Below are 21,349 nucleotides of genomic sequence, written 5' to 3' on the forward strand. Positions count from 1 at the left end.
TTGGGGGGTCCGTGTTTTCGCGCGGCGAGTAGCGTGAGTACCACTATGATATGAGCAATTTTCACTTCTGTGAATTCGCAATAAACAGCCCGAGGGCGCCGGCCTCCGCCCCCCAACCCGCGTTCGTGTCAGATCCACAGCTACCCGCCGAAAGGGAGAGCAACTGTGAGCACCATCGCTTCGCGTGCACCGAGGAGACCGCGGGCCGGACGGGCCGCGGCAGCCACCCCGACGCGGCCGCTCCACATGACGAGGGTGCGCGACTACACCGATCTCGCCTTGCGCGGCCTCCCGGCGTCCTTCATCACGGACACTCTCGAATTCAGCCAGACGGTCCGCGAATCGCACACCTCGCCCTCCGGCGCCCTGAGTCGTGAAGGCAGGAACCTCCGGTATGCGGCCATCGTCGCCCTCGGCCTCGGGACGGTCGCCGTGGAGACCCAGCGCGCGGTCCTCCACGGATCCACCGCTCGTGACCTGGTCGCGGCTGCCGTGAACCGGGCCGCCGACTCCCGCGAACCCGGAGCCCTCGCGCTCGTCGCGTGGGCAGCCGCGGAGGTCGGCGGGTCACCCGACCCGGCCCTCCTCGAACGGCTGGCCGGCATTCTCGACGCAGGGCATCCGCTCTCCACCGTCGACACCGCCTGGATTCTCAGCGCGGCCGTCGCCGCCATCGCGGTCGACCCCTCGGCGCCGCACGCGGCCGGTATCGCCACGATCGGCCGGCAGCGGCTCCTGGCCACCCAGGGATCCGCGGGCATCTTCGCGCATGCGCTGCCACCCACGACGTTCGGCCGGCTGCGGGCACACGTCGGAAGCTTCGGCGACCAGGCCTACCCGATACAGGCGCTCGCACGGCTCGCCGCGCTGGGCGGAGACCTCGAAGCCCTGGCGGCGGCCGAGCGCTGCGCCGATCGCCTCTGCGCAGTGCAGGGCGACGCCGGTCAGTGGTGGTGGCATTACGACGCCCGCGACGGATCGGTCGTCGAACGCTATCCCGTCTACAGCGTGCACCAGCACGCCATGGCTCCCATGGCACTGTTCGACCTGGCTGCCGCGGGCGGTACGGATCATTCGGATGCGGTCTACCGCGGCCTCGACTGGCTGCGAACGCATCCCGAAGTGGATGATGAGCTCGTGTCGGAGGACAACGCCCTGATCTGGCGCAAGGCGGGTCGACGCGAGCCCGGCAAGACCGTTCGCCTGCTTGCTGCCGCCACCTCGCGCATCCACCGCGGATGGCGCCCGCCCGGAATCGACAGGCTCTTCCCCGTGAGCCGCATCGACTACGAGTGCCGGCCGTATGAGCTCGGCTGGCTCCTCTATGCGTGGAGGGCTGTCGACGGCGACACCCCGAGTCGGCGCTGAGCGAACCCCACCCCCATAATTCGGGGTATCCGCCCCGAGCGGTCATCGACTAGCGTCCCTATTAATGAAACTTCATCACTTCTAGGTTCCGTAGTCGATCGACGCCGCTTCAACCCGCGGTCGCCCCTCGCTCCGGCCCCTGGAACCGGGCCGGGAGGCGGGCTAGGGAGCCGCCTTCCTGAAGCTTTTTTCCGGATGCGACCTGCGAGAAATGAAAGCGCTTGCGGTCTCGTCACCAGGACTCCGTGAGCCGCTGGTTCACTGGCCTGAACCCACATCGGCGCCGCGATCGCCAGTTCGTCAGACCCGTCCAGCCGAGGGCCCTGCTCAGGACCCTCGTTTGCAACCCGACCAGACGCCACCCTACTATGGGGGGCATCCGGCGGGTTGAGACTCGCTGGGCATCCCCCTGAACGACGATCGCGACGAATCACTGCGGTTACAAACGAACGGAATACACGCATGCCCGTGAAGCCCCGGCACGCACAATCCCCCAATCCAAAGCGATGGATCAAGGCCGGCGCAGCCGCCCTTGCTGCGACTGCGCTCGCCGTCACGGCGCTCGTCGCCGGGTCCACCGCCGCTACAGCTGCTACGGTCGGGATCTTCCCGGACGACCTGAAGCCGGTCGTCGCAGCCGACCCCGATACCAACTCGGTGAATCTCGGGGTGAAATTCTCACCCTCGCTGCCGGGAACCGTGGTCGCCCTGCAGTACTACCAGGGTCCGCAGGACTCCGGGATCACGAAGGCGACCCTGTGGTCCTCGTCGGGGTCCGCTCTCGCGAGCGTCTCCGTCACGCCCAGCCGGACGGTCGGGTGGCACACCGTCTCCCTCCCCAAGCCGGTGCGGCTGACGGCACACGCCACGTACGTCGCGTCCTACCTGGCGACGAAGGGCCACTACTCCGTCACCGAGAACAGCCTCTACACCAGCCATGTCGTCGGGCCCTTCGCGCTCCCCGCGAATGCCGGGGTCTACCGCTACAGCACGTCGAACGCGATGCCGACGAGCACCTACAAGGGCTCGAACTACCTGGCTGACATCGTGTTCGCCGCCGATGCGGGCGCTCCGACGACTCCGACGGCTCCGACGACTCCAGTGACCAAGCCGACCGCGACCCCGACACCTACGGCCACTCCGAGGCCGGTCCCGACGCAGACGCCGACGCCGGTGCCTGTGCCCACCGCCACGCCGACTCCGACGCCGGCTCCTGCCCCCGCGCCTGCACCGGCCGGCGGAATCACGGCACTCGGCCGAAGCTTCCCGTCTCCTGCCACCACCGGCGTGCCGGCGGGGACGACACTGACGGCCTACACCGGACCGTGCACGATCCAGACGCCTAACGTGGTCATCGACGCGAAGACCATCAACTGCAACCTTGAGATTGCTGCGAAGGGCGTCGTCATCACACGTTCCAAGCTCGTCGGAGGCGTCTATGCGGATGCCACCGCCAACGTCGGCTCCTTCACGATCACCGACAGCTTCGTCGACGCTGGGAACAAGGCAGGGACCGGCATCGGCGACGCGAACTTCACTGCGACTCGAGTGCATGTGACGGGCGGCAACCGCTCGATCAACTGCTACGCGAACTGCACGGTGCAGGACTCCTACGTCAATGATCAGTTCACTGACAAGACGGGCGTCTATCACGAGTCGGGAATCCGCATCAACACGAACAGCCACCTGGTCCACAACACCATCGGGTGCAACGCTCCCGACGTGGCACCCGACGCCGGTTGCTCCGCAGCGATCACGGGATACCCCGACTTCGATCCCGTAACCGGGAACATCGTCAACGGAAACCTGATCCTGGCCGACTCGGGGGGCTATTGCTCCTACGGAGGAGCGACGCCCGGCAAGCCGTTCTCCGGTCAGACGAGCCACATCCAGTTCCTCAACAACGTCTACCAGAAGGGCTCCACAGGCAAGTGTGGCTGGTGGGGGCCGATCACCTCGTTCGACACCAGTGCACCTGGCGACCTATGGTCGAACAACCTCTACGACGACGGTTCGATCGCGGCAGCCGCGAACTAGTCGGTCATGCTGAAAAGCCTCCGGCGGTCACCTCGACCGCCGGAGGCTTTTCGCTACCACTCGACGAGGGTGAGCTCGCTGTAGAGGTAGTCGAGTGACGCACCATCGGTGCCCTTGTCGCGGAACATCTTGTACCTGTTGTGCTCGAACGTCCGCCCGGGGCCACTCGGCGTGAAGCCGATCAGGCGCCGCTCGGCCAGGGTGAACGGCAGCCCGCGGCGCAGGAGATGCGCCCCGACGCGCGGCCACGCCATCCGCAGGAGGTCGCGTTCGCCACCGACATACAGCGGAACGGCGAACAGCGGGAGTCCCTTCCGCCGCTCCCTGCGGTAGACGAGGTACGCGTAGGCTGCATCGGTCTCGACCAGTAAGTGGCGGGTCGCAGCCGCCTGACGATGATCACGGAACGCGTCGGCGTCCGGCCCTCGCAACCGTGCGGACAAGACAGCTGGATCATCAGTGACGCGAACGCGGGCCGGAACAGGCGAAGGAAGGTTCACCAACAGGCGCCCTGCCGTGTCGAGGTGCCGGAAGCCCAGGCGCTCATTCATCGCGACGACATTTCCGCTCGGCGAGAAGTCCGTGAAGACGTACCCGCGCTGACCCAGCAGCGCTCGGACGAGCCGCACACTGTGGGGCCGATAGTCCGGAAGGACGCAGAACGCCGCGAGGTTGCACACAGCGCGGCCCTCGCCCTCGATGTCGCGGTGTGAATAGACGGCGGCGCAGGCGCCCACGACAGTTCCGTCGGCTACGAGCTGGAACCCACGATTCGGCGCACTTCCGTCCTCCCACGGTGGCATCAGGAGCCTGGCCCACTGGTCTGCCGTGACGCGCTCGTTCAGCTGTGCGTGGAAGAAGTGGGCGATCTCCATCGCATCGTCGAGGGATATCGGCTTGACCTCGGGTGCCGCGCCAGGGTTCACGACGTTCACATTAGCCGGTGGGCACACATAATCCTCCAGCGTTGCGTTCCGCATTCCCGCTACGCTGAGGCGAGGCCGTCATGATGGACGCCGCCTGACGTACGCAGGGGGTACAGATGCCGAGCGTCGTGATCGCCGCTCACAACGAAGAGCACCTCATCGGAGCCTGCCTTCGCGCGATCGCCGAGCAGGATTTCGGGGAAGACGTCCAGGTGGTGGTCAGCGCGAACGGCTGCACCGACCGCACGGCTGAGGTGGCTCGTCGAGCCGGCGCCGAGGTCGTCGACCGACCGGAACCGGGTAAGACGGCCGCACTGAATGCCGGCGATGCCGTCGCGACGACGTTTCCGCGGATCTATCTCGATGCCGACATCATCCTGCCCCCTCATGCCCTCTCGTCCTTCACCACACGGCTGGGGTCTGGGGCAGGCTGCCTCGCCGTCGTCCCGCGACGGCGACTCGAGACAAGCGGGCGCCCCTGGCCGGTACGCGCGTATTTCGCGATCAACGAGCGACTGCCCGTCTTCCAGACGGGGTTGTTCGGCCGTGGAGTGATCGTCCTGTCCGAGGAAGGACGCGCACGGTTCCCGGCCTTTCCCTCCTTGATAGCCGACGACCTCTTCCTCGATTCCCTCTATACAGAGACGGAACGTGCGGTTGTGGACGATGTCGAAGTCACGGTCGAGGCCCCCCACACGACGCGGGATCTGCTTCGACGCCTCGAACGCGTGCGGAGAGGGAACGCGCAGATGCGTGCCGCGGGCGCCGACGGCACGCTCGCACTCACGGTGCGGAGGCCGCAGCGATGGGCGTGGCTCACTGAGGTGGTTCTCCCCCATCCACGACTCGCCCCCTCCGCGATCGCCTACGTCTCGATCACCCTCGCCGCTGCCATCCTGGCCCGGCGTCAGGTTCAGGACATATCGCGCACCTGGGGACGCGACGAGAGCACCCGGGGCGGGTCCGCCTCCGGCCGGGCGGAAGGACGCTCATGACGATCAACATCTGCTTCCATGGCATCGGCGACAGCAGCCGGGAACGCGAGGCTGGGGGTGAAAGGTACTGGATCGAGCGTGACGTATTCCTCGCGGTCCTCGACGAAGTCCGGGAACGACCCGACGTGCGCCTCAGCTTCGACGACGGCAACGTCTCAGACATCGAGACCGGCCTCCCGGCGCTTGTCGAACGAGGTCTGCACGCGACGTTCTTCCCAATTGCCGGACGGCTCGAGGAGTCGCACAGCCTGAATCCGAGCGACCTGCGCGCGCTTCGGGCCGCCGGAATGGAGATCGGCACGCACGGCTGGGCACACGTCCCCTGGCGCGGCTTGAACACACAGGAGCAGCAGCGCGAGCTGGTGGATGCGCGGGAGGCTCTGGCCGAAGCCAGCGGTGGCAGGATCGATGACGCCGCACTCCCGCTCGGGCGGTATGACCGGAGACTGCTGGCGCAGCTGCGCCATCGTGAGTATCGGACGGTCTTCTCGAGCGACCGTTATCCCGCGCGTTCGTCGGCGTGGTTGCAGCCGCGCTACAGTCTCACGGCCGCCGACACGGTCGCGACGGTGCGCCACCTCATCACGGATCGTGCGCGTCTCGCCGACCTGCGCAGCCGCACCCGCAGCGCCGTCAAGCGGCTCCGCTGAGCACGAGCACTCACCGACGGGAACGCGTAGGCCGTCGACGTCCGAAACGTTCGGCGAGGACGATCACCGCTGCCGTGAGACCGATGCCGAGAGCCGCGGTCATCCCCAGCATCCGGGGCTTACTGCCTCCGACGTGGTAGATCACCGTCGACCTCGGCGCGGTCGTGATCGTGATCTCATTGATCGGCGTGACATGCCTCGTGCTTTGAAGCTTGTCCAGATTCTCCTGAACACGTCGGAGAATCGTCGTCTGGCGCTGCAGCACAGTCGCGCGGTCCGGTGCCACGATATCGAGATTGAGGATCTGACTCGGGAAATTCGTGGCCCATTGACCACCCGTATCGGGGACGACCAGCGACCATCCGTCGCGGATACCGGTGCCGACCAGGGTCACGTCGGGTGACGCGTACTTGGTCACCGGATCGGGACCGGTGACGCTCTTCGCGACCGCGCCGGCAGCGTCGATGATGTCCTCGGACCGCGTTGCGAGGGCATTGGGGTAGGCGGTGCTGATCGGAGCCAGGAAGACGATCTGCGTGCGCGTGTAATACACGCCCTTGTCGCCGAGGCCTGCGAATGCCGCAAGGCCCGTGCAGAGGACTCCCACGAGCACAATCGGCCACCGTCGGAGGCAGGCGCTGAAAAATTGCCGCAAAGTCATGAGTGTCCCTCGTTTAGACTAACTCATGACTCGCTGCGCGTCAGTCGGGCGCTAGAGGTACGCTCCGAGGGAGGAACATCGTGACACGCGACGTGATCCGCGCGCTCGGCCGCCGATGGTACGTCCTTGTAGCGGGCCTCCTGATGACCGCCGGACTCGCCTATGGGGCGTATCGCATCGCTCCCCCCAGCTATACCGCAAGCGGACTTGTGCTCCTGCTGCCTTCCACGTCAACCGTCGGCCTCGGCGGGAACCCGCTGCTGGCGCTTTCCGACCTGGATCAGCCGGCCGAGATCCTCGTGGCATACTTCTCCGGCGCCTCGGCACAGGCAGACGTCAAAGCGAACGCGCCGACAGCTCAATACGTGGTGTCGATCAACAGCTCGACGCGCGGACCGATCATCGAGGTCGACGTGACCGACAAGACGCCGGCGAAGACCCTGGGCGCGCTCGATTACATCACCAACCAGATTCCAGTGGAGTTGCACGGTCTTCAGACCGCGGTGTCTGCGCCTCCCGACGCGGTCATAACGTCGATGCCCCTGACCATAGATGCAAAGGCCAAGGCGGACTACGCGGCCACCATCCGGACGATGATTGCGGCAGTCCTCGTCGGCCTGGTGGTCACGGGCGTCATCGCGTTCGCGCTCGACGGACTGCTGCTGGGTCGGCAGGCACGGAAGAGAGCGCGCGCCGAGGCGGTCGCCCACGTCCCAGCTGAGCCGATCGACCCCGAAGAGCCGACCGAGACGTCCCGCCCGTCACACACCCTCCACGACGGTGCAGCGATGGCGTCGAGTTCGGCCGACGAGAACGGAGACCTGGACCCTGACCCGGATCCGGATCCGGGCGACATGGTTGCGGAGTTCATAGGTCCCGTTCCGGCCGCAGCCAGGCAGGAGCCTTGACCACAGCGCTCGCCCCTGTGGAACGACGCCTGGCGACCGGCCAGGTCGACGCTGTCGGGTGGCTCACGTTCTACGTGATGCTGTTGCTGTTCATACCGACGCGTCTCATTGTCGGTCCCCTGGGGAGCGCAGGTGCCCCGTCGATGCTGTTCGGTGTGGCAAGCCTCATCCTCTGGCTGTTCATCAGGCTGGGCACCGTGCGGGCGGTGCCGGGGGGCACTCAGCCTGTCCGGCTCGCACTCGGGATCTTCTTCGTCACCGTCGGGATCTCCTATGTCCTGGCGATGTCGGGCCCGATGAGTCCCGCCGAGGTCAGTCCGGCGGATGTGGCCCTGTTGTCGCTTGCATCGTGGGGCGGGACCCTACTGCTCACGAACGACAACATCCCCAACCGAAGCCGGCTCGAGACGCTCATCTGGCGCATCTGCATCTGCGGCGGACTGATCGCACTCCTCGGGATCGTGCAGGTGCTCACCAAGCAACTCTGGGTCGACCAGCTCTCTATTCCTGGACTCACCGGCACACCGGGTTACGGCCTGAATGCCAGGGGCGGGCGCGTCCGACCCTCTGGGACCGCGACCCATCCGATCGAGTACGGAACGCTGATCACCATCATCCTCCCGCTCGCCCTGTACGTCGGCTTCAATCAGACCCATCGCCGTTTCCTTGTCCGTTGGCTGCCAGCCGCAGCGCTGGCGGCGGTCGTCCCGCTCACCTCGTCGCGTTCGGCCTATCTGGGCGTTGCGGTCGGTCTCGTCGTGTGCCTGATCGGATGGAACCGAACGCGCCGCCTGAGGGTTCTCGCGATCATCGTCGCCGGCGTCGCGGCACTGAGCGTGGTGACACCCGGCCTCCTCCAGTCGATCATCAACCTGTTCGCCGGGGCGTCCAACGATCCGAGCATCGCCTCCCGCACGGACAGCTACTCTCTCGCAGCGGAGTTCCTCCTGCGAAAACCGTTGTTCGGAAGAGGCCTCGGCACCTTCCTGCCCATTTACCGCATCTTCGACAACCAATACCTGCTGCTCCTCGTGACGGTCGGAGTCGTCGGTGCGGTCGCCTTCGTCGCGCTCCTCCTCAGCGGCTTCATTTCGATGGTTCGTCTGCGTGCTTCGGTCCGTGACGATGGTACGAGGGATCTGGCGCTGGCTCTGGCCGCTGCGATCGCGACAGGCGCTGTCTGCCTGTTCACTTTCGATGCGTTCGCTTTCCCGATGACCATGGGGACCCTGTTCCTCGTCCTCGGTCTGGCCGGTTCCCTGCGGCGGATCGAACGCACCGGGGCGAATTTCACTCGGCTACTGTAAAATCACCGCCATGACCGTTGATGTCGCCGCAGTGGTCGTGACATACAACAGCGAGAACCATATCGACGAACTGCTGGACACGATCCCGGCAGCGGCGGCAGGTCTCAGCTACTCGGTGGTCGTCGTGGACAACGGGTCCGTCGACGGCACGCTCGATCGGCTCGGGCAGCGCTCCGACTGCGTGGCGATCCCCTCGACGAACCGCGGTTACGCGGCCGGGATCAACACCGCCGTCGCCGCATCGCCGGACGCCGAGGCGATTCTGATCCTGAACCCGGACGCGACCCTCGACCCGGAGTGCATACCCCGGATGCTCGACGTGCTGAGAAAGCCGGGCAACGGCATCGTCGCGCCCCGCACCCGTGAGGCCGACGGCAGCCTGTCGCCCACGCTTCGCCGGGGGCCCACGATGGCGCGGGTGGGCGGCCTGAGCTTTACGGGACTGCCCTTCTTCCAGGAGCGCATCGAAGACCCTCGTGAGTATGAGACCGAGCACGAGGTGGAGTGGGCCGTGGGAGCCATCCTTCTCGTGCGTGCCGAGTGCTTCCAGGCGATGAACGGCCTCGACGAGAGCTACTTCCTCTACTCGGAGGAGACGGACCTGAGCCTCCGGGCCAAGGACGCGGGGTGGGCGACCGTCTATACACCGAACGCCGGAGCGGTCCACATCGGCGGCGGTTCAGGTGAGAGCGCGACGACGCACACCATGAAGATGCTCAACCGCATCCGCCTGTACCGGCGGCGCCGGGGTCCGATCCGAGCCGGCATCTATTTCGGGCTGACTGTGCTCGTCGAGTTCCGTCGGGCCGTTCTCGGGCATGACAAGTCCTGGCCGACGACGCGGGCTCTCCTCCAGCCGTCGCGGCGGCCGCCGGCCCTGGGCGCAAGTCGCAAGCTGATCCCGCGCTGAGCATGGGCTACGAGGAGCCGGCGCTGCGGTCCGGCTGGGGCCCTCCTGTTGCGACGATCAGATTCGTCAGGAATCCGACGGAACTCGGCCGCGGCTCGATCGTGCCGGCGAGCATGTCCTGCAGCCAGTTCGCGCTCACGAAATCCGTCGCACCCAGCGGGTCGAGGGTGTGAGGTTCCCGGCGCCACCACTGGACCACCTTCTGAGCCAGCACGTCTCCCCCAGCCGGAGGTCGATTCCCTCGGCGGGCGCGCTGGATCGCCTTGCGGGCGAGGCGTTGGCCGGTGTGCAGAGTCTGAGCCACCGGATCCCACAGCGACGGCTGCGCGTAAGCGGCGGGGCTCGGCCGGCCTTCCAGGGGAAGCCGCCCGAGTTCGGGATCCAACTCCAGCTGCAGGGTCGCAAGGAAACGCGCATGGGCTTTGTCCTGGGGAGTCAGGCGCGCGGAGAGTCCGAGGAAGTCCGGTTCCAGCATCGGATTCACCACGACCCGCCGGTAGCCGACGGCCGTGTCCGTCGCACCCGCCCATCGCTGCATGCGATCGCGGAGGTAGAGCGCATCCGTCGCACGGAACCACTCGTCACCCCCGCGACGGAGGGCGGCGTACACCTCGGCGTTCGCAGCCTCGCGACCCCAATCCGCGAAGTCAGCGGTGAGCAGACCAGGCTCGACCGCCTCGTTGACGAACATGCGCCAGGCGGCGAGCTTCTCGGCGTCGGCGCGGGTGTATGGGCGGTCCCGGACACGGCCGACATAATAGAAGCCGCGCGCCACCTCACCGCCGAGACCGGAGATACGCACTCCCTGGGTGAACCCGCGTTCGGCGACACCGAGGGCTGCGAGGGCGACCGGGTCGGACATCCCGTCCAGTCGGAACGCGGCGTCCCGGCACAGCTCCCAGCCCTCCTCCGGGTCGAGTCCACCGAGGTCGGTGAGGCCACGCACCTCGTGCTCGATGCCGAATCGCGAGGCGATCTCCCCGGCGATTGCGACGTCCCCGCTGCCCGGCACGCTGAGTGTCATCGCATGGAGCCCTCGTCGCCGGGAGACCGGTACAGCGCTCAGCAGGAGCCTCGAATCGAGGCCGCCGGTCAATTGCAGCACCGCGTCCGGCTGATCGTCGAGCAGAGCTTCGACTGAGGCGCGGAGAATCGCTGCAGCCTCGGAAACGGCGCGATCCAGAGAGATCGGCTCTGCGGGCGCGGGCGCCACCTCGGCCAGGCTGACTCCGTCGACGCCGAGACGCGCGATAGCCGCAGGCGCCAACTTCAGGATGCCGTCGAACAGGGTGCGTTGACCGAGCTGCCAGCCCAGCAGGGACTGCACCGCGACGGCGGTCCGGTCCAACTGAGCGCCACGGGCCCAGCCGGCCAGCAGCGCCGAGGTCGAGAGCGTTCCGGCACCCGGCGATTGCGGATCGCTGTGGAAGAGCTGCCGGAAGCCCATCGAGTCGGCGACCATGGTCACCGCGTCGTCGTGCAGGGTCGCTGCGGCGAACGGCGGAAGCAGGCGGGTGAGCGCACGCGAGTCGTCGCGCATCAGGCCCGCGATCTCGGAGCCGGCCACGGCCCTTCCCGATCGGCGCGCAACGCGCGAAAGGACGAGGGTGCACCCGTCCTCGGTCGGGCTGAGACCCCAGTACGCCATCCGGACCGCGCCGGCACCGAGCTCCGAGACTGTGCTGGTCTCCGAGACTGTGCAGATCTCCGAGAATGTGCCGACGACCGCGCCCACCTCGGCCGGGACGGCGCCGACGTTGGAGGCGAGCATCCCGGGAAGGACCGCCGCGCGGGTCATGGCGCTAGGCGGCGAGCTTCGCATCGACGAAGTCGGTAAGGGAACCGACGGTCTCGAAGAGGTCCTCGCCGAACTCGTCGTCGTCGATCACGATGTCGAAGCGCTCCTCGATCGCGACGACGAGGGTGACGACACCGAAGGAATCGAGTTCGGGAAGCGCACCGAACAGCGCCGTCTCGCGGGTGAGCTCATCCGGGCTCTGCGTGAGCTCCAGCGTGTCGATCAGCACCTCTCGGATGGTGTCAACGGTCTCGGGCATGCGGTCGTTCTCCCATTTCTTCAGATGAATACTGCTTCAGACGAATACTGTGCTTCAGACGAATACTTCTGCAGGCGCGGGGTGGCCGAGGAACGCGGTCGGACTCGCGGTGAGGCCGTACGCACCCTGCTGGAAGATCACGACGAGGTCGTCGATGCCCGCCGCCGGTACCGCGACGTTGTCGCCGAGGAGGTCGAGCGGCGTGCACAGGCAGCCGACGACGGTCACGTTCTCGTCCTCAGGCGCCTCGATCCTGTTTCCCACCGCGAGCGGGTAGTTGCGGCGGATCGCCTGCCCGAAATTGCCGGATGCAGCCAACTGGTGATGCATCCCGCCGTCCACGACGAGGTAGGTCTTGCCCCGGGAGACCTTGCGATCGAGGACGCGCGTGACGTACACGCCGCACTCCCCGACGATGTAGCGCCCGAGCTCGATGACCGGCGTCGCGTCGGGCAGCTCCCGGGAGAGCGGCCCGTCCACGAGTTCCTGGAGACCGGCGGCCAGGACATCGAGCTCCAGCGCCTGGTCTCTTTCCGAATACGGGATCCCGAACCCGCCGCCGAGGTTCACATACCGCACCGGCGTCGTCAGGTGCTGGGCCAGCTCGACGACGAGTTCGACGGTGCGCCGCTGCGCCTCGGCGATGATCGCCGCATCGAGGTTCTGGGAGCCGGCGAAGACATGGAAGCCCCGGATATCCACCCCGGCTCGTGCGTACTCCTTCACGAACTCCGGCACGCGCTCTGCGTCGATGCCGAACTGTTGGGGACCGCCGCCCATGCGCATCCCGGAACCCTTCACCGCGAAGTCCGGATTGACACGGATCGCGATGCTCGGAGTGAGACCGAGCTCGTCGCCGGCCGCGATCACCCGCTCGATCTCTGTCGGAGACTCCACCTCCACGATGATCCCCGAAGCCACGGCCTGCCCGATCTCGGCAGGACTCTTGCCGGGACCCGCGAAACTCACCTGCTCGGGGCGGATGCCGGTGTCCAGGGCCGTACGGAGTTCCAGCCCGGACGCCACATCGATCCGGTCCACCCGCCCCGCCAGGTGCTGCACCACGGCGGGCATCGGGTTCGCCTTCATGGCGTAGCTGAGCTCGACCTGTTCGGGGAGGGCAGTGCGCAGACGGTCGACCCGTTCGTCGAGCAGCCCGCGATCGTACGCGAAGAACGGGGTCGAGCCGACGCGGGCAGCCAGCCGGGTCAACGGCAGGCCGCCGACGCGGAGCTCGCCGTCGACCGTGCCGAACGCAGCGACGTGCTCGTGCGGCTTCATCCGGACACCTGCGCCTTGATGAGCGTGCGATCGAACTTCCCGTTCGGAGAGCGGGGCAATTCGTCGCGCAGGTCGATCGTCGTGGGCACCATGTACAGGGGAAGGGTCTGCCGCAGCGCCGACCCGAGAGCGGATACCTCGACATCGTCTGTCACCGCCGTGGCGACGAGCACGATCCGATGACCCAGGCCCGGCTCCTCGACCCCGAGGGCCACGGCGTCCCGCACCAACCCGGTGGCGTACGCAGCCTCCTCGATCTCCGACGGGCTGACACGGTATCCGGAGGTCTTGATCATGTCGTCGGTGCGGCCCACGAAGTAGAGGAACCCGTCCTTGTCTGCTACGACGGTGTCACCGGACCAGACGGCGAGCTCCGGCGCGCGCCACAGCTGACCGGGATGATGCACCGGCCGGAACCGCTCGGCCGTGCGCTCCGGGTCGTTCCAGTACCCGAGCGCGACCAGGGCGCCCCGATGCACGAGTTCGCCCTCCTCGCACGGTGCGCAGCGTGTGCCGTCGGGGCGCAGGACGAGCACCTCGGCGTCGGGGATGGCTTTGCCGATCGAGTCGGGACGACGATCCACCTCGCGCGGGTCCAGATAGGTCGAGCGGAACGCTTCGGTGAGGCCGTACATGAGATACGGATCGGCGGCGGTGAAGATGCCGCGCAGCCGGTCGAGGAGGGCACGTGGCATCCGGCCCCCCGTGTTCGCCCAGTAGCGCAGTCGCTGTGCCGCTTCCTCGGGCCACGGGACTTCCGCGACCTGCAGCCACAGCGGGGGCACGCCGGTGATGCCCGTGATGCCGTGCTTCGCACACAGCCGGGGCACGTCACGGGGAAGCAGATAGTTGGCCAGCACGCAGTGCGCCCCGACGGAGAAGGCCGTCGTGACCTGGCTGAGGCCGGCGTCGAAGCTGAGCGGCAGGATGCTGAGGATCACATCATCACTGGTGTTCTTCAGGTAGGTGCTGACGCTCTCCGCACCCACGATCAGGTTGCGGTGGCTCAGCACCACGCCCTTCGGCTTGCCGCTGCTTCCGGAGGTGTAGAGGATCGCCGCCGGATCGAGGTCGATCGTGCCCGGCACCGGCAGGCGGCCGGTCGTCCGCTCATCGTTCCACGGGTGGAGCGCGACTCCCTCCGGGGCTGCTGTCCCGGGCGAACCGAGGACGATGATGTCGGTCACCTCGGTGCCCTCGAGCGCTCCGGCGAGCTGGGCCAGCCTGTCGGATGAGGTCACCAGGAACCGGGCACCGCTGTCACGGAGGACGTGGGCGACCTGCGGAGGCTTGAGGACGTGATTGACGGGGACGAAGATGCCGCCCGCCACGGATGCTCCGAAGAAGGCGACCACCGTCTCGATCCGCTTCTCGAGGTAGATCGCGACGCGCTCCGCCGGCATCAGGCCGAGCTCGCTGAGCTGCACGGCGACGGCGCGGGTCCGATCCCAGAGCTCGGCGTACGAGACGGTGACCTCTTTGTAGGTGAGTGCGGGATGATCCGGCGTCGACGTAGCGGCCTGCCGCAGCAGGTCGTGCAGGTGCGTCCTCATCGCGGAGCCCTCCGTTCGAGGAGATAGCGAGCGAATTCTTCCTTGTCGTCGAGATCAACATAGCGCCGACCCTGCGCGTCGCTCGCTGTGACGCCGGTATCGTCCGGGACGGCGGGGCCGGGCTGCGAGAACCCGGAGACCGCGTCGAAGACCGCCACGTAGGACTCGGCCTGCGGGCGCCAGTCGAGGTCGGACGAGACGCGCTCGCGGCCTTTCGTTCCGAGCGCGATCCTGAGGTCGGAGTCCTCGATCAGCCGCTCCACCGCATCCGCGAACGCTGCGATGTCGCCAGACGGAACATAGAGCAGGCTGTCGCCGCCCGAGACGCGGGTCTCAGCCAGGTCGAACGAGACGGACGGCAGCGCATAGGCCATGTACTCCATGGTCTTGTTCATCGTCGAAAGGTCGTTGAGCGGCGTCTTCAGGTCAGGGCAGAGGCCGATGTCGGCACGGCTCAGGTATTCGGCGATCGCCACCCGATCGACGCGGCCCGTGAAGGTCACGTGGTCATCGAGACCGAGTCGCGTGGACTGCGCCTTCAGGTCCTCGAGGCAGTCGCCGAAACCCAGCAGGGTGGCAGTCACCGTGGTGCGCCCACGCTTGTGCACCAGTTCGTCCATGACGAGGAGCACCTGGTCCACACCGTCCTGCGGGCCCATGATTCCGAGGTAGGCGAGCTCGATGCCATCCGCGGGGCGCGGGTTCTGCGGGTAGATCGGACGCATCTGCCGCGTGTCGGGGCCACTGCGCACGACCGTGACATGGCCGGGGCGACGCCCTCCCCGGCGCACGGCGATCGCTTTGTACGACTCATTCGTCGAGATGATCCGGTCCGCCGTGCGGAACGTCCGCCGTTCGAGCCAGCGCAGACCGCGATACTCGAGGTTCTGCGAGAGCCCCTGCGGACGCCCGAAACGCGAAATGAAGAGCTCGGGATTCAGGTCGTGGTGGTCGAACACGAAGCGCACGCCGCGCGAACGCCACAGCAGTGCGAGCAGCCAGTACGTGTCCGGCGGGTTGCAGGCCTGGATGATGTCGAATCGCCGGTGGCGCCACGCTCTGAGGGAGAGCCGCGCGGTCTGCACCCAGCTGAACGCGAACTCCCAGGCGAAGCCGAGGAATCCCTCGGCCTCGGGAGCGGGCCGGTACTTGTAGATGTCGACGCCGTCGAGGTGCTGACGAGCTGGGTCCCCCGGACCCTTCGGGCAGATGACGCTGACCCGGTACCCGCGCGCCACCAGCGCCTGGCACTCCAGCCAGACCCGGCGGTCGAGGGGTACCGGCAGGTTCTGCACGATGATCAGCACGTGCGGCGCAGGCGGCCGCCCTGTCGTATCGGTCATCCTCGCTCCCCCTGGCGGGTCAGTTCGATAGGTGAAGAGGGCGAGGGGGCCGGCGACGACCCATACACCTCGTCTTCCACAATGTCGACGAGCGCCCGCGACGTCGGCTCCCACGAGCGGCCCACGACGGACGCCGCGGCCGCGGCCGACCGCTCGCGGAGATCCGGCGCGGTGACGGCTGCGCTGAGCTCTCCGGCGAGCGCCGCCGGAGTCGGCGGTGCCCAGCGCACGTGCTCGTTCGGCAGCACCAGGTGCGCGAGGGCCATGTCGTTGACGACAGGGATGTTACCGGCGGCGAGCATCTCCTCGGCGACGAGGGTGATGTTGGTGAACGACATCGCCAGCCCCGCGATGGTGCGGCCGTAGAGGTCGTTCAGCTGCGCAGTCGTCAGCCGTCCGTGGAAGGTCACGGGGATGCCGAGCCCGCGCGGCCGTGCGCCGTAGACGTGGATCTCCTGCTCGGGATGCATTCGGTGGAACTGCATCAGCGCGACGCACGCCAGCTCGTACCCGCGGCGCGGGAAATCCGGTCGACAGTAGAAGACGATCCCGCTCCGCACGATGTCACGCGAAGGAGGCCGGTAGACCTGCGAGTCGCAGCCGAACGGCACCACATCGTTGCGGAGCCCCGTCGCCTCGGTGATCATCGCGTCGAGCATCTCGCCCAATGCGATGCGACGGAACGGCAGCCTGTAGGTCATCGCCGCGAGTTCGTACTGCGAGCCGTGGCCGTAGAAATAGGGTTCATAGTCCTGGATGAAGTAGAGGCGGCGCATCGGGCCCTCCCCGTACGTGACGATCACGTGGGCGGACTCCCATCCCGAGGCGAGGATGGCGTCGACGTCCCGGATCCCCTTGGTCACGTCCCGCACGGTGGCGTGGAGGTGAGGCCAGTGCTCGCGGATGACCGCCGTGGCGGCCGCGACGTCGAGGCCGTTCTTGTCATACAGATACAACACGCATCGGTGTCCGCGTCTCTCCAGCGCCTCCATCATCCGGAACAGGGTGGTGTGGCCGCCCGAACCCGGCGCGGGCGGGGTGGCCACCCAGCCCACGGTCAGCGTTCCGTCTCGCGAGGGACGCGACTCGGGCAGCGGGAGGCCGAGCGGGACTTCGGTGAGGATGTCGTCGAACGCGAGGTTGAACAACAGCTCGGCCGCCCCGCTCCGCAGGTACGCGCGCTGAGCCAGCCGCTGCACGATCCCGTGCACACCAACGTCGCGGGCACGACGCGCTTTGGAGAGGAAGCCATCCACTCGACTCATCAGCTGCTCCCTTCGACTCGACCGACGCGTGCTTCGACAAGGCCGCGAGCGACGGCGCGCCGGAGCACGTCGGCGTGGCCCTCGACCATCGCGGTCAGCTGCTCCCCGGGCGCCCACGTCCGCACGGGCGCCCGCGAGTCGTCCCGCGCACGGAGGACGAGGGCGTCGACGGCGGCTCCGAGCTCGTGCGCATTCGGCTGACGCCTGCTCCGCCGCCGCGCTCGGGCGACTGCGGCGTCGGACACGCGCTCAGCGGGGCCGCAGGGGTTCGGAATGAGGAAGGAGCCGCCCCGGTCCCGATCGACGAGTTCGCGTGCTCCGCCGAAGTCGCCGAGCACGAGCCCCAGACCGGTCTCTGCGGCCTCCGTGGCGGCGACCGGCCAGCCCTCGAAGAACGAGTCGAGGATGAAGCCGTCCGCCGCCGCGAGCAGTGCACGGGCATCGGAGCGGCCCAGGAGCGTCACACGGTCGGCGCGGTCACTGCACCGTCGGAGGGCGTCCGCCCGGCGCAGCTCCGCCCAGTCCGAGGGCTCTCCCGCAACGACGAGGCGCACCTGGTCAGCCGTCACGGTCGCGAGGAACGAGGAGACGAGGCCGGCCACGTTCTTCTGCGCGTCGTAGCGGGTGAGGCTCACGAGGACGAAGTCGCCCGCGAGGTCCGTCCCCAGCGTGCGCGCGAGCGCGGCGCGGGCAGCCCTGCGCTCATCGGCGTCCGGGGCGCTCTCGGACGGCACAGCGTTGGCGACGACCCGGATCCGTTCCGCCAGCTCAGCGCCGACATGCCGCGCGTGGAACTCGCGCACCGATTCGCTGACCCCGATCGCCGCCGGGGAGCTCCCGAGCACTCGGGCGAAGCGACGCCAGCGCGCTCTCGAGAAGTGGATCTCCATGTTGTGAAGCACCGGCACGACCGGGATGCCCGAGGCGATGGCTGCGTCCTCCAGCGGCAACGGGGCGCTGTGCGACTCGATCACGTCCGGGTTCAGCTCGCGCAGCGCTCGCTCCGCTTCGGCCTCGTTCGCCGCGACGACGACATCCACCCCACGCGACCTCAAGCGAGCCGCGCGGGCGCCGTCCGCTGTGCAGATCACGACGGCACGGACGCCGGCCATCGGGAACGCCGCGGCGAGCACCTCGATGACGGAGCCGATGCCGCCCACCTCCATCGATCCGGTGAGCAGGGCGCAGCAGAGCGTCGCGGGGAAGGACGACGTCGCCGGGGGTAGGGCAATTGCGCCCGAACGTACCCCGATAGCCGCGAGGTGTCGCAGCGGACGCCGGAACATCCGCGCGGTCAATGGATGGACGTAGCCGTAGCGGATGCGCGGGGGCAGCAGGTCCGTCGCGGTGACCACCGCCCCGAAGAACGCGGTCTCCGCCCGCGCGGCGGCGCGACCTCGACGCCGTCGGCCTCCGGACGACGCTGATCCCTGCGACATCGTCATCCCTCCGTCCTCGACGGGTCGGCCGAGCCGCGCAGTTGCCGGAGCATTCTCCTGAGCCACGGCCAGATGAGCGCTGCATAGATGGCGAGAGCCGCGGCGCCACCGGCCATCAGGGCCGGCAGCGGGTCGTGGATGAGCAACGTCGCAGCGACAGCAGCCGCCACCGCGGGGATCGTCGCAACCGTCGGCACCCAGGCGATCCGGGCCAGCTCGCCGATCCGGACGCCGCAGAGCTTCAGAGCGATCAGGTACGCCGGCAGGATGACCGCGACCGCGACGATCACGTGCGCCCACCCCGCCCCCTTGATCCCGTAGGCCTGGGTCGCGGCCACCATCGCGCCGGCCAGGGCGACGAGCCACACGATCTGGATCCACAGCACGGGGCGCGATCTGCCCTGCGAGTACAAATACCCCGCGGAGATGTCGAACGCGACCCTCAAGCTTCCGTACAGGCCGAGGGCCGCGAGCACGGGAGCGCCCGGCAACCACCTCGCCCCGTACAGCACGTCGATCAGCGGGAAGCTCAGGGCGGCGAGCACGGTGCCGGCGGGCAGCGCTCCCGCCCAGGCGACGGAGGCGACGACGACGAATGCGTGGCTCCCGCCCTGCGATCGCGAGAAGAACGGGAGGGAGATCGACCGCACGACCTGAGATAGCGCACTCATCGGCCAGCTCGAGACGTTGAAGGCGAGCACGTAGTAGCCGAGCGCCGTCGCACCGGCGACCCTCGCGAGCACGATGTTGTCGACATTCAGGAGCGCCCACGACAGAAGGTTCGCGGCAGCGATCGGCAGACCGAACGCGAGCACGCCCTTGACGACGGTCCGATCGATCGAGAATCGCGGAACGACCCGCGCGAGGAGGTACTGCATCGTCGACGACACGCACTGCGCGGCGACGCGCCCGATAGCGAGTCCCATCACTCCGAAGCCGAGCGCCACGAGCAGAAGGGTCACTGTGGTCGAGACCACGAAGTCGGCCACCCCGACGAAAAACAGCTCGCGCTGCTGGAAGCGCCGCTGGAGCATGGCGAATGGCACGACAGTGCCTCCGGCCAGCAGGAGCGTGAGAGAGAGCACGGCGATCGCCGGCGCCGCCTGCGGGCTGGCCAGCAGAGAGGCGAGCCAGGTGCTCGAGGCCACGGTCGCCAGCATCGTGACCGCGCCCGCCGTGAGCCCGAGTGTCGCCACCGTGGGAGCGATCCGGTCGGGTTCGTCCGAGCGGATGAGGTCCGCCGACAGCCCCAGGTCGGCGACGGTGATCAGAATCCCCTGGACCGTCAGCGCGACCGCATAGACACCGAACTGCTCCGGAGCCAGCAGGCGAGCGAGCACGATCCCGACGACCAGGCCGCCCAGGCGCAGCACCACCGTGCTGACGCCGCTCCAGGCGGCGCCGTGCGCGGCGCGGGAGAGCAGCGAGCGTCCGACGGCCGGCTCGGACGCTCCGGCCTCCTGGGCAGGGAGGGCGGTGTCGCGACCGCTGGCGTCCCCGGTCATAGCCCCATCGCCGACTGTCGGCGCGATCGAATCTTCCAACGGATGCCCTCTACGAGGCGAACGAGTCGCCGAGAGCTGAAGAGACCAGCGCCGCGGGAAGCGAGCCCTGTCCATCTCCAGGCACCCGATCCAACGACCTGGGGGCATGTCTCCTGGGCGAACTCGCGGAGCGCAACGGCGGACGAGTGCGACGATCCTGTGGACTCGAGCAGAGCGGCACGCAGGAGTGCCTCCCGTGCGACGGAGCGTTTCGACCTCTCGAGCCAGCGACTCGCTGCCGGCAAGCGTGCCCCATCCCGCGCGAAGAAGCGCTCGTACACGTCCCGCACCTGGGTCATGTCGTCGGTAGCACCGGCGAACTCCGTGGAGTGCATGTTCTGCCCGTGGTCGCGGTAGTACGCCTGACGCGAGCCCCCGACGAAGCCGATGTCGGCGAAGGAGGCGGCCTGCAGCCACATATACATATCGGCAGCGTGCGGGAAGTCGGCGTCGTAGCCTCCTGTCTTCTCGTAGACGGAGCGGCGCATCACAACCTCCGGATTGGCGATGCTGTTCCTTCCGCAGCGTACGCTGCGCCGCAGCCATTCTTCGCCTGGCCAGATCTTCCACCAGACCGGAGCGGCTTTGACCGGGGGCAGATCGCCCTGGAACCATTCGACGGCGCCGTAAACGAGTCCGACCTCTGGGTGCGCCTCCATCAAGGCGACCGCCCTGGTCAGGGAATTGCTTGTCAGCGCGTCGTCCGCCGACAGCAGTACGACGTAATCGCCGGTCGCCCGCGAGAGACCGTCGTTGTATGTGCGGATGTGTCGCATGTTCTCCGGATGCTCGACAAGCGTGATCCGCTCGTCCTGCGCCGTGAGGCGGCGGGCGACCTCGATGCTTCCGTCGGTCGACCGGTCGTCGACAATGATGATCTCGATGTCGACGCCCTCCTGGTCGAGCGCGGAAGCGACCGCTACGGGCAAGTACTGACCGTAGTTGTAGTGGGGAATGACAACAGTGACCCTCGGTCGCCGCCGCAGCGGCTTCGGCTTGAGGATCCTCACCAGCCGGCTACCGAGCTTCTTCACTTCGTCTCCCCCAACTGAGTGAATCTCACCTTTGAACGATGCCACAGGCCTGCTGGCGCCGCCAACCCCTC

Annotated in this window: 18 protein-coding genes; 7 read left to right on the top strand and 11 right to left on the bottom strand. The window is 67.8% G+C overall.

Features of this window, described 5'->3' with window-relative positions; translation table 11 throughout:
* Positions 1-165: 165 nt before the first annotated feature.
* Both G3T36_RS02810 and G3T36_RS02815 read left to right on the top strand, forming a co-directional pair.
* A complete protein-coding gene (locus G3T36_RS02810) occupies positions 166-1,368 on the top strand; it encodes a hypothetical protein (protein ID WP_163287888.1) in 1,203 nt (400 codons plus the stop codon).
* Between the two features lie 462 nt (positions 1,369-1,830).
* Positions 1,831-3,405 (top strand): DUF4082 domain-containing protein, encoded by a 1,575-nt coding sequence (locus tag G3T36_RS02815; protein WP_163287889.1) that lies wholly within the window; start codon positions 1,831-1,833, stop codon positions 3,403-3,405.
* A 53-nt stretch (positions 3,406-3,458) separates the two neighbouring features.
* Here the strand turns inward: G3T36_RS02815 and G3T36_RS02820 are convergent, their stop codons facing one another.
* A complete protein-coding gene (locus G3T36_RS02820) occupies positions 3,459-4,385 on the bottom strand; it encodes a GNAT family N-acetyltransferase (protein WP_163287890.1) in 927 nt (308 codons plus the stop codon).
* Between the two features lie 62 nt (positions 4,386-4,447).
* Here G3T36_RS02820 and G3T36_RS02825 point away from each other — a divergent pair, with 62 nt between their 5' ends.
* Both G3T36_RS02825 and G3T36_RS02830 read left to right on the top strand, forming a co-directional pair.
* Positions 4,448-5,326, top strand: a complete 879-nt coding sequence (locus G3T36_RS02825) for a glycosyltransferase family 2 protein (RefSeq protein WP_163287891.1) — start codon at positions 4,448-4,450, stop codon at positions 5,324-5,326.
* The gene (locus G3T36_RS02830) at positions 5,323-5,976 is read left to right on the top strand and encodes a polysaccharide deacetylase family protein (RefSeq protein ID WP_205244993.1); all 654 of its coding nucleotides are present in this window, start codon (positions 5,323-5,325) and stop codon (positions 5,974-5,976) included. The genes G3T36_RS02825 and G3T36_RS02830 overlap by 4 nt, the downstream gene beginning before the upstream one ends.
* A gap of 10 nt (positions 5,977-5,986) precedes the next feature.
* Here G3T36_RS02830 and G3T36_RS02835 read toward each other — a convergent pair whose 3' ends face one another.
* On the bottom strand, positions 5,987-6,589 hold the full coding sequence (locus G3T36_RS02835; RefSeq protein ID WP_205244994.1) for a hypothetical protein: 603 nt from the start codon (positions 6,587-6,589) through the stop codon (positions 5,987-5,989).
* Positions 6,590-6,717: 128 nt separating this feature from the next.
* Here G3T36_RS02835 and G3T36_RS02840 point away from each other — a divergent pair, with 128 nt between their 5' ends.
* The 3 genes from G3T36_RS02840 to G3T36_RS02850 are packed head-to-tail and all read left to right on the top strand — an operon-like array spanning position 6,718 to position 9,762.
* Positions 6,718-7,545 carry a hypothetical protein gene (locus G3T36_RS02840; protein ID WP_163287893.1) on the top strand — a complete coding sequence of 276 codons (828 nt, stop codon included), beginning with the start codon at positions 6,718-6,720 and terminating at the stop codon, positions 7,543-7,545.
* Entirely contained in the window at positions 7,542-8,852 is a 1,311-nt protein-coding gene (locus tag G3T36_RS02845; protein ID WP_240148235.1) for an O-antigen ligase family protein, read from the top strand. The genes G3T36_RS02840 and G3T36_RS02845 overlap by 4 nt, the downstream gene beginning before the upstream one ends.
* A 10-nt stretch (positions 8,853-8,862) precedes the next feature.
* Positions 8,863-9,762, top strand: a complete 900-nt coding sequence (locus G3T36_RS02850; protein ID WP_163287894.1) for a glycosyltransferase family 2 protein — start codon at positions 8,863-8,865, stop codon at positions 9,760-9,762.
* Between the two features lie 7 nt (positions 9,763-9,769).
* Here G3T36_RS02850 and G3T36_RS02855 read toward each other — a convergent pair whose 3' ends face one another.
* From G3T36_RS02855 to G3T36_RS02895, 9 genes are read right to left on the bottom strand one after another with little or no spacing between them, the layout of a single operon-like run.
* Positions 9,770-11,560, bottom strand: coding sequence for an asparagine synthase-related protein (locus G3T36_RS02855; protein ID WP_163287895.1), 1,791 nt, complete (start codon positions 11,558-11,560; stop codon positions 9,770-9,772).
* A gap of 4 nt (positions 11,561-11,564) precedes the next feature.
* On the bottom strand, positions 11,565-11,819 hold the full coding sequence (locus tag G3T36_RS02860) for an acyl carrier protein (RefSeq protein ID WP_163287896.1): 255 nt from the start codon (positions 11,817-11,819) through the stop codon (positions 11,565-11,567).
* A 54-nt stretch (positions 11,820-11,873) separates the two neighbouring features.
* Positions 11,874-13,100, bottom strand: a complete 1,227-nt coding sequence (locus G3T36_RS02865; RefSeq protein WP_163287897.1) for a pyridoxal-dependent decarboxylase, exosortase A system-associated — start codon at positions 13,098-13,100, stop codon at positions 11,874-11,876.
* The gene (locus G3T36_RS02870; RefSeq protein WP_163287898.1) at positions 13,097-14,653 is read right to left on the bottom strand and encodes an acyl-CoA ligase (AMP-forming), exosortase A system-associated; all 1,557 of its coding nucleotides are present in this window, start codon (positions 14,651-14,653) and stop codon (positions 13,097-13,099) included. Before G3T36_RS02870 ends, G3T36_RS02865 begins: the two co-directional genes overlap by 4 nt.
* On the bottom strand, positions 14,650-15,996 hold the full coding sequence (locus G3T36_RS02875) for a glycosyltransferase family 4 protein (protein WP_163287899.1): 1,347 nt from the start codon (positions 15,994-15,996) through the stop codon (positions 14,650-14,652). Before G3T36_RS02875 ends, G3T36_RS02870 begins: the two co-directional genes overlap by 4 nt.
* Positions 15,993-17,261 carry a glycosyltransferase family 4 protein gene (locus G3T36_RS02880; RefSeq protein WP_163287900.1) on the bottom strand — a complete coding sequence of 423 codons (1,269 nt, stop codon included), beginning with the start codon at positions 17,259-17,261 and terminating at the stop codon, positions 15,993-15,995. Before G3T36_RS02880 ends, G3T36_RS02875 begins: the two co-directional genes overlap by 4 nt.
* On the bottom strand, positions 17,261-18,706 hold the full coding sequence (locus G3T36_RS02885) for a glycosyltransferase family 4 protein (RefSeq protein WP_163287901.1): 1,446 nt from the start codon (positions 18,704-18,706) through the stop codon (positions 17,261-17,263). The genes G3T36_RS02880 and G3T36_RS02885 overlap by 1 nt, the downstream gene beginning before the upstream one ends.
* On the bottom strand, positions 18,703-20,205 hold the full coding sequence (locus tag G3T36_RS02890; protein ID WP_163287902.1) for a lipopolysaccharide biosynthesis protein: 1,503 nt from the start codon (positions 20,203-20,205) through the stop codon (positions 18,703-18,705). The genes G3T36_RS02885 and G3T36_RS02890 overlap by 4 nt, the downstream gene beginning before the upstream one ends.
* Positions 20,202-21,278 (bottom strand): glycosyltransferase, encoded by a 1,077-nt coding sequence (locus G3T36_RS02895; protein ID WP_163287903.1) that lies wholly within the window; start codon positions 21,276-21,278, stop codon positions 20,202-20,204. The genes G3T36_RS02890 and G3T36_RS02895 overlap by 4 nt, the downstream gene beginning before the upstream one ends.
* Positions 21,279-21,349 lie beyond the last annotated feature (71 nt).

Source organism: Leifsonia tongyongensis (genome assembly GCF_010686705.1).
Lineage (GTDB): Bacteria > Actinomycetota > Actinomycetes > Actinomycetales > Microbacteriaceae > Diaminobutyricibacter > Diaminobutyricibacter tongyongensis.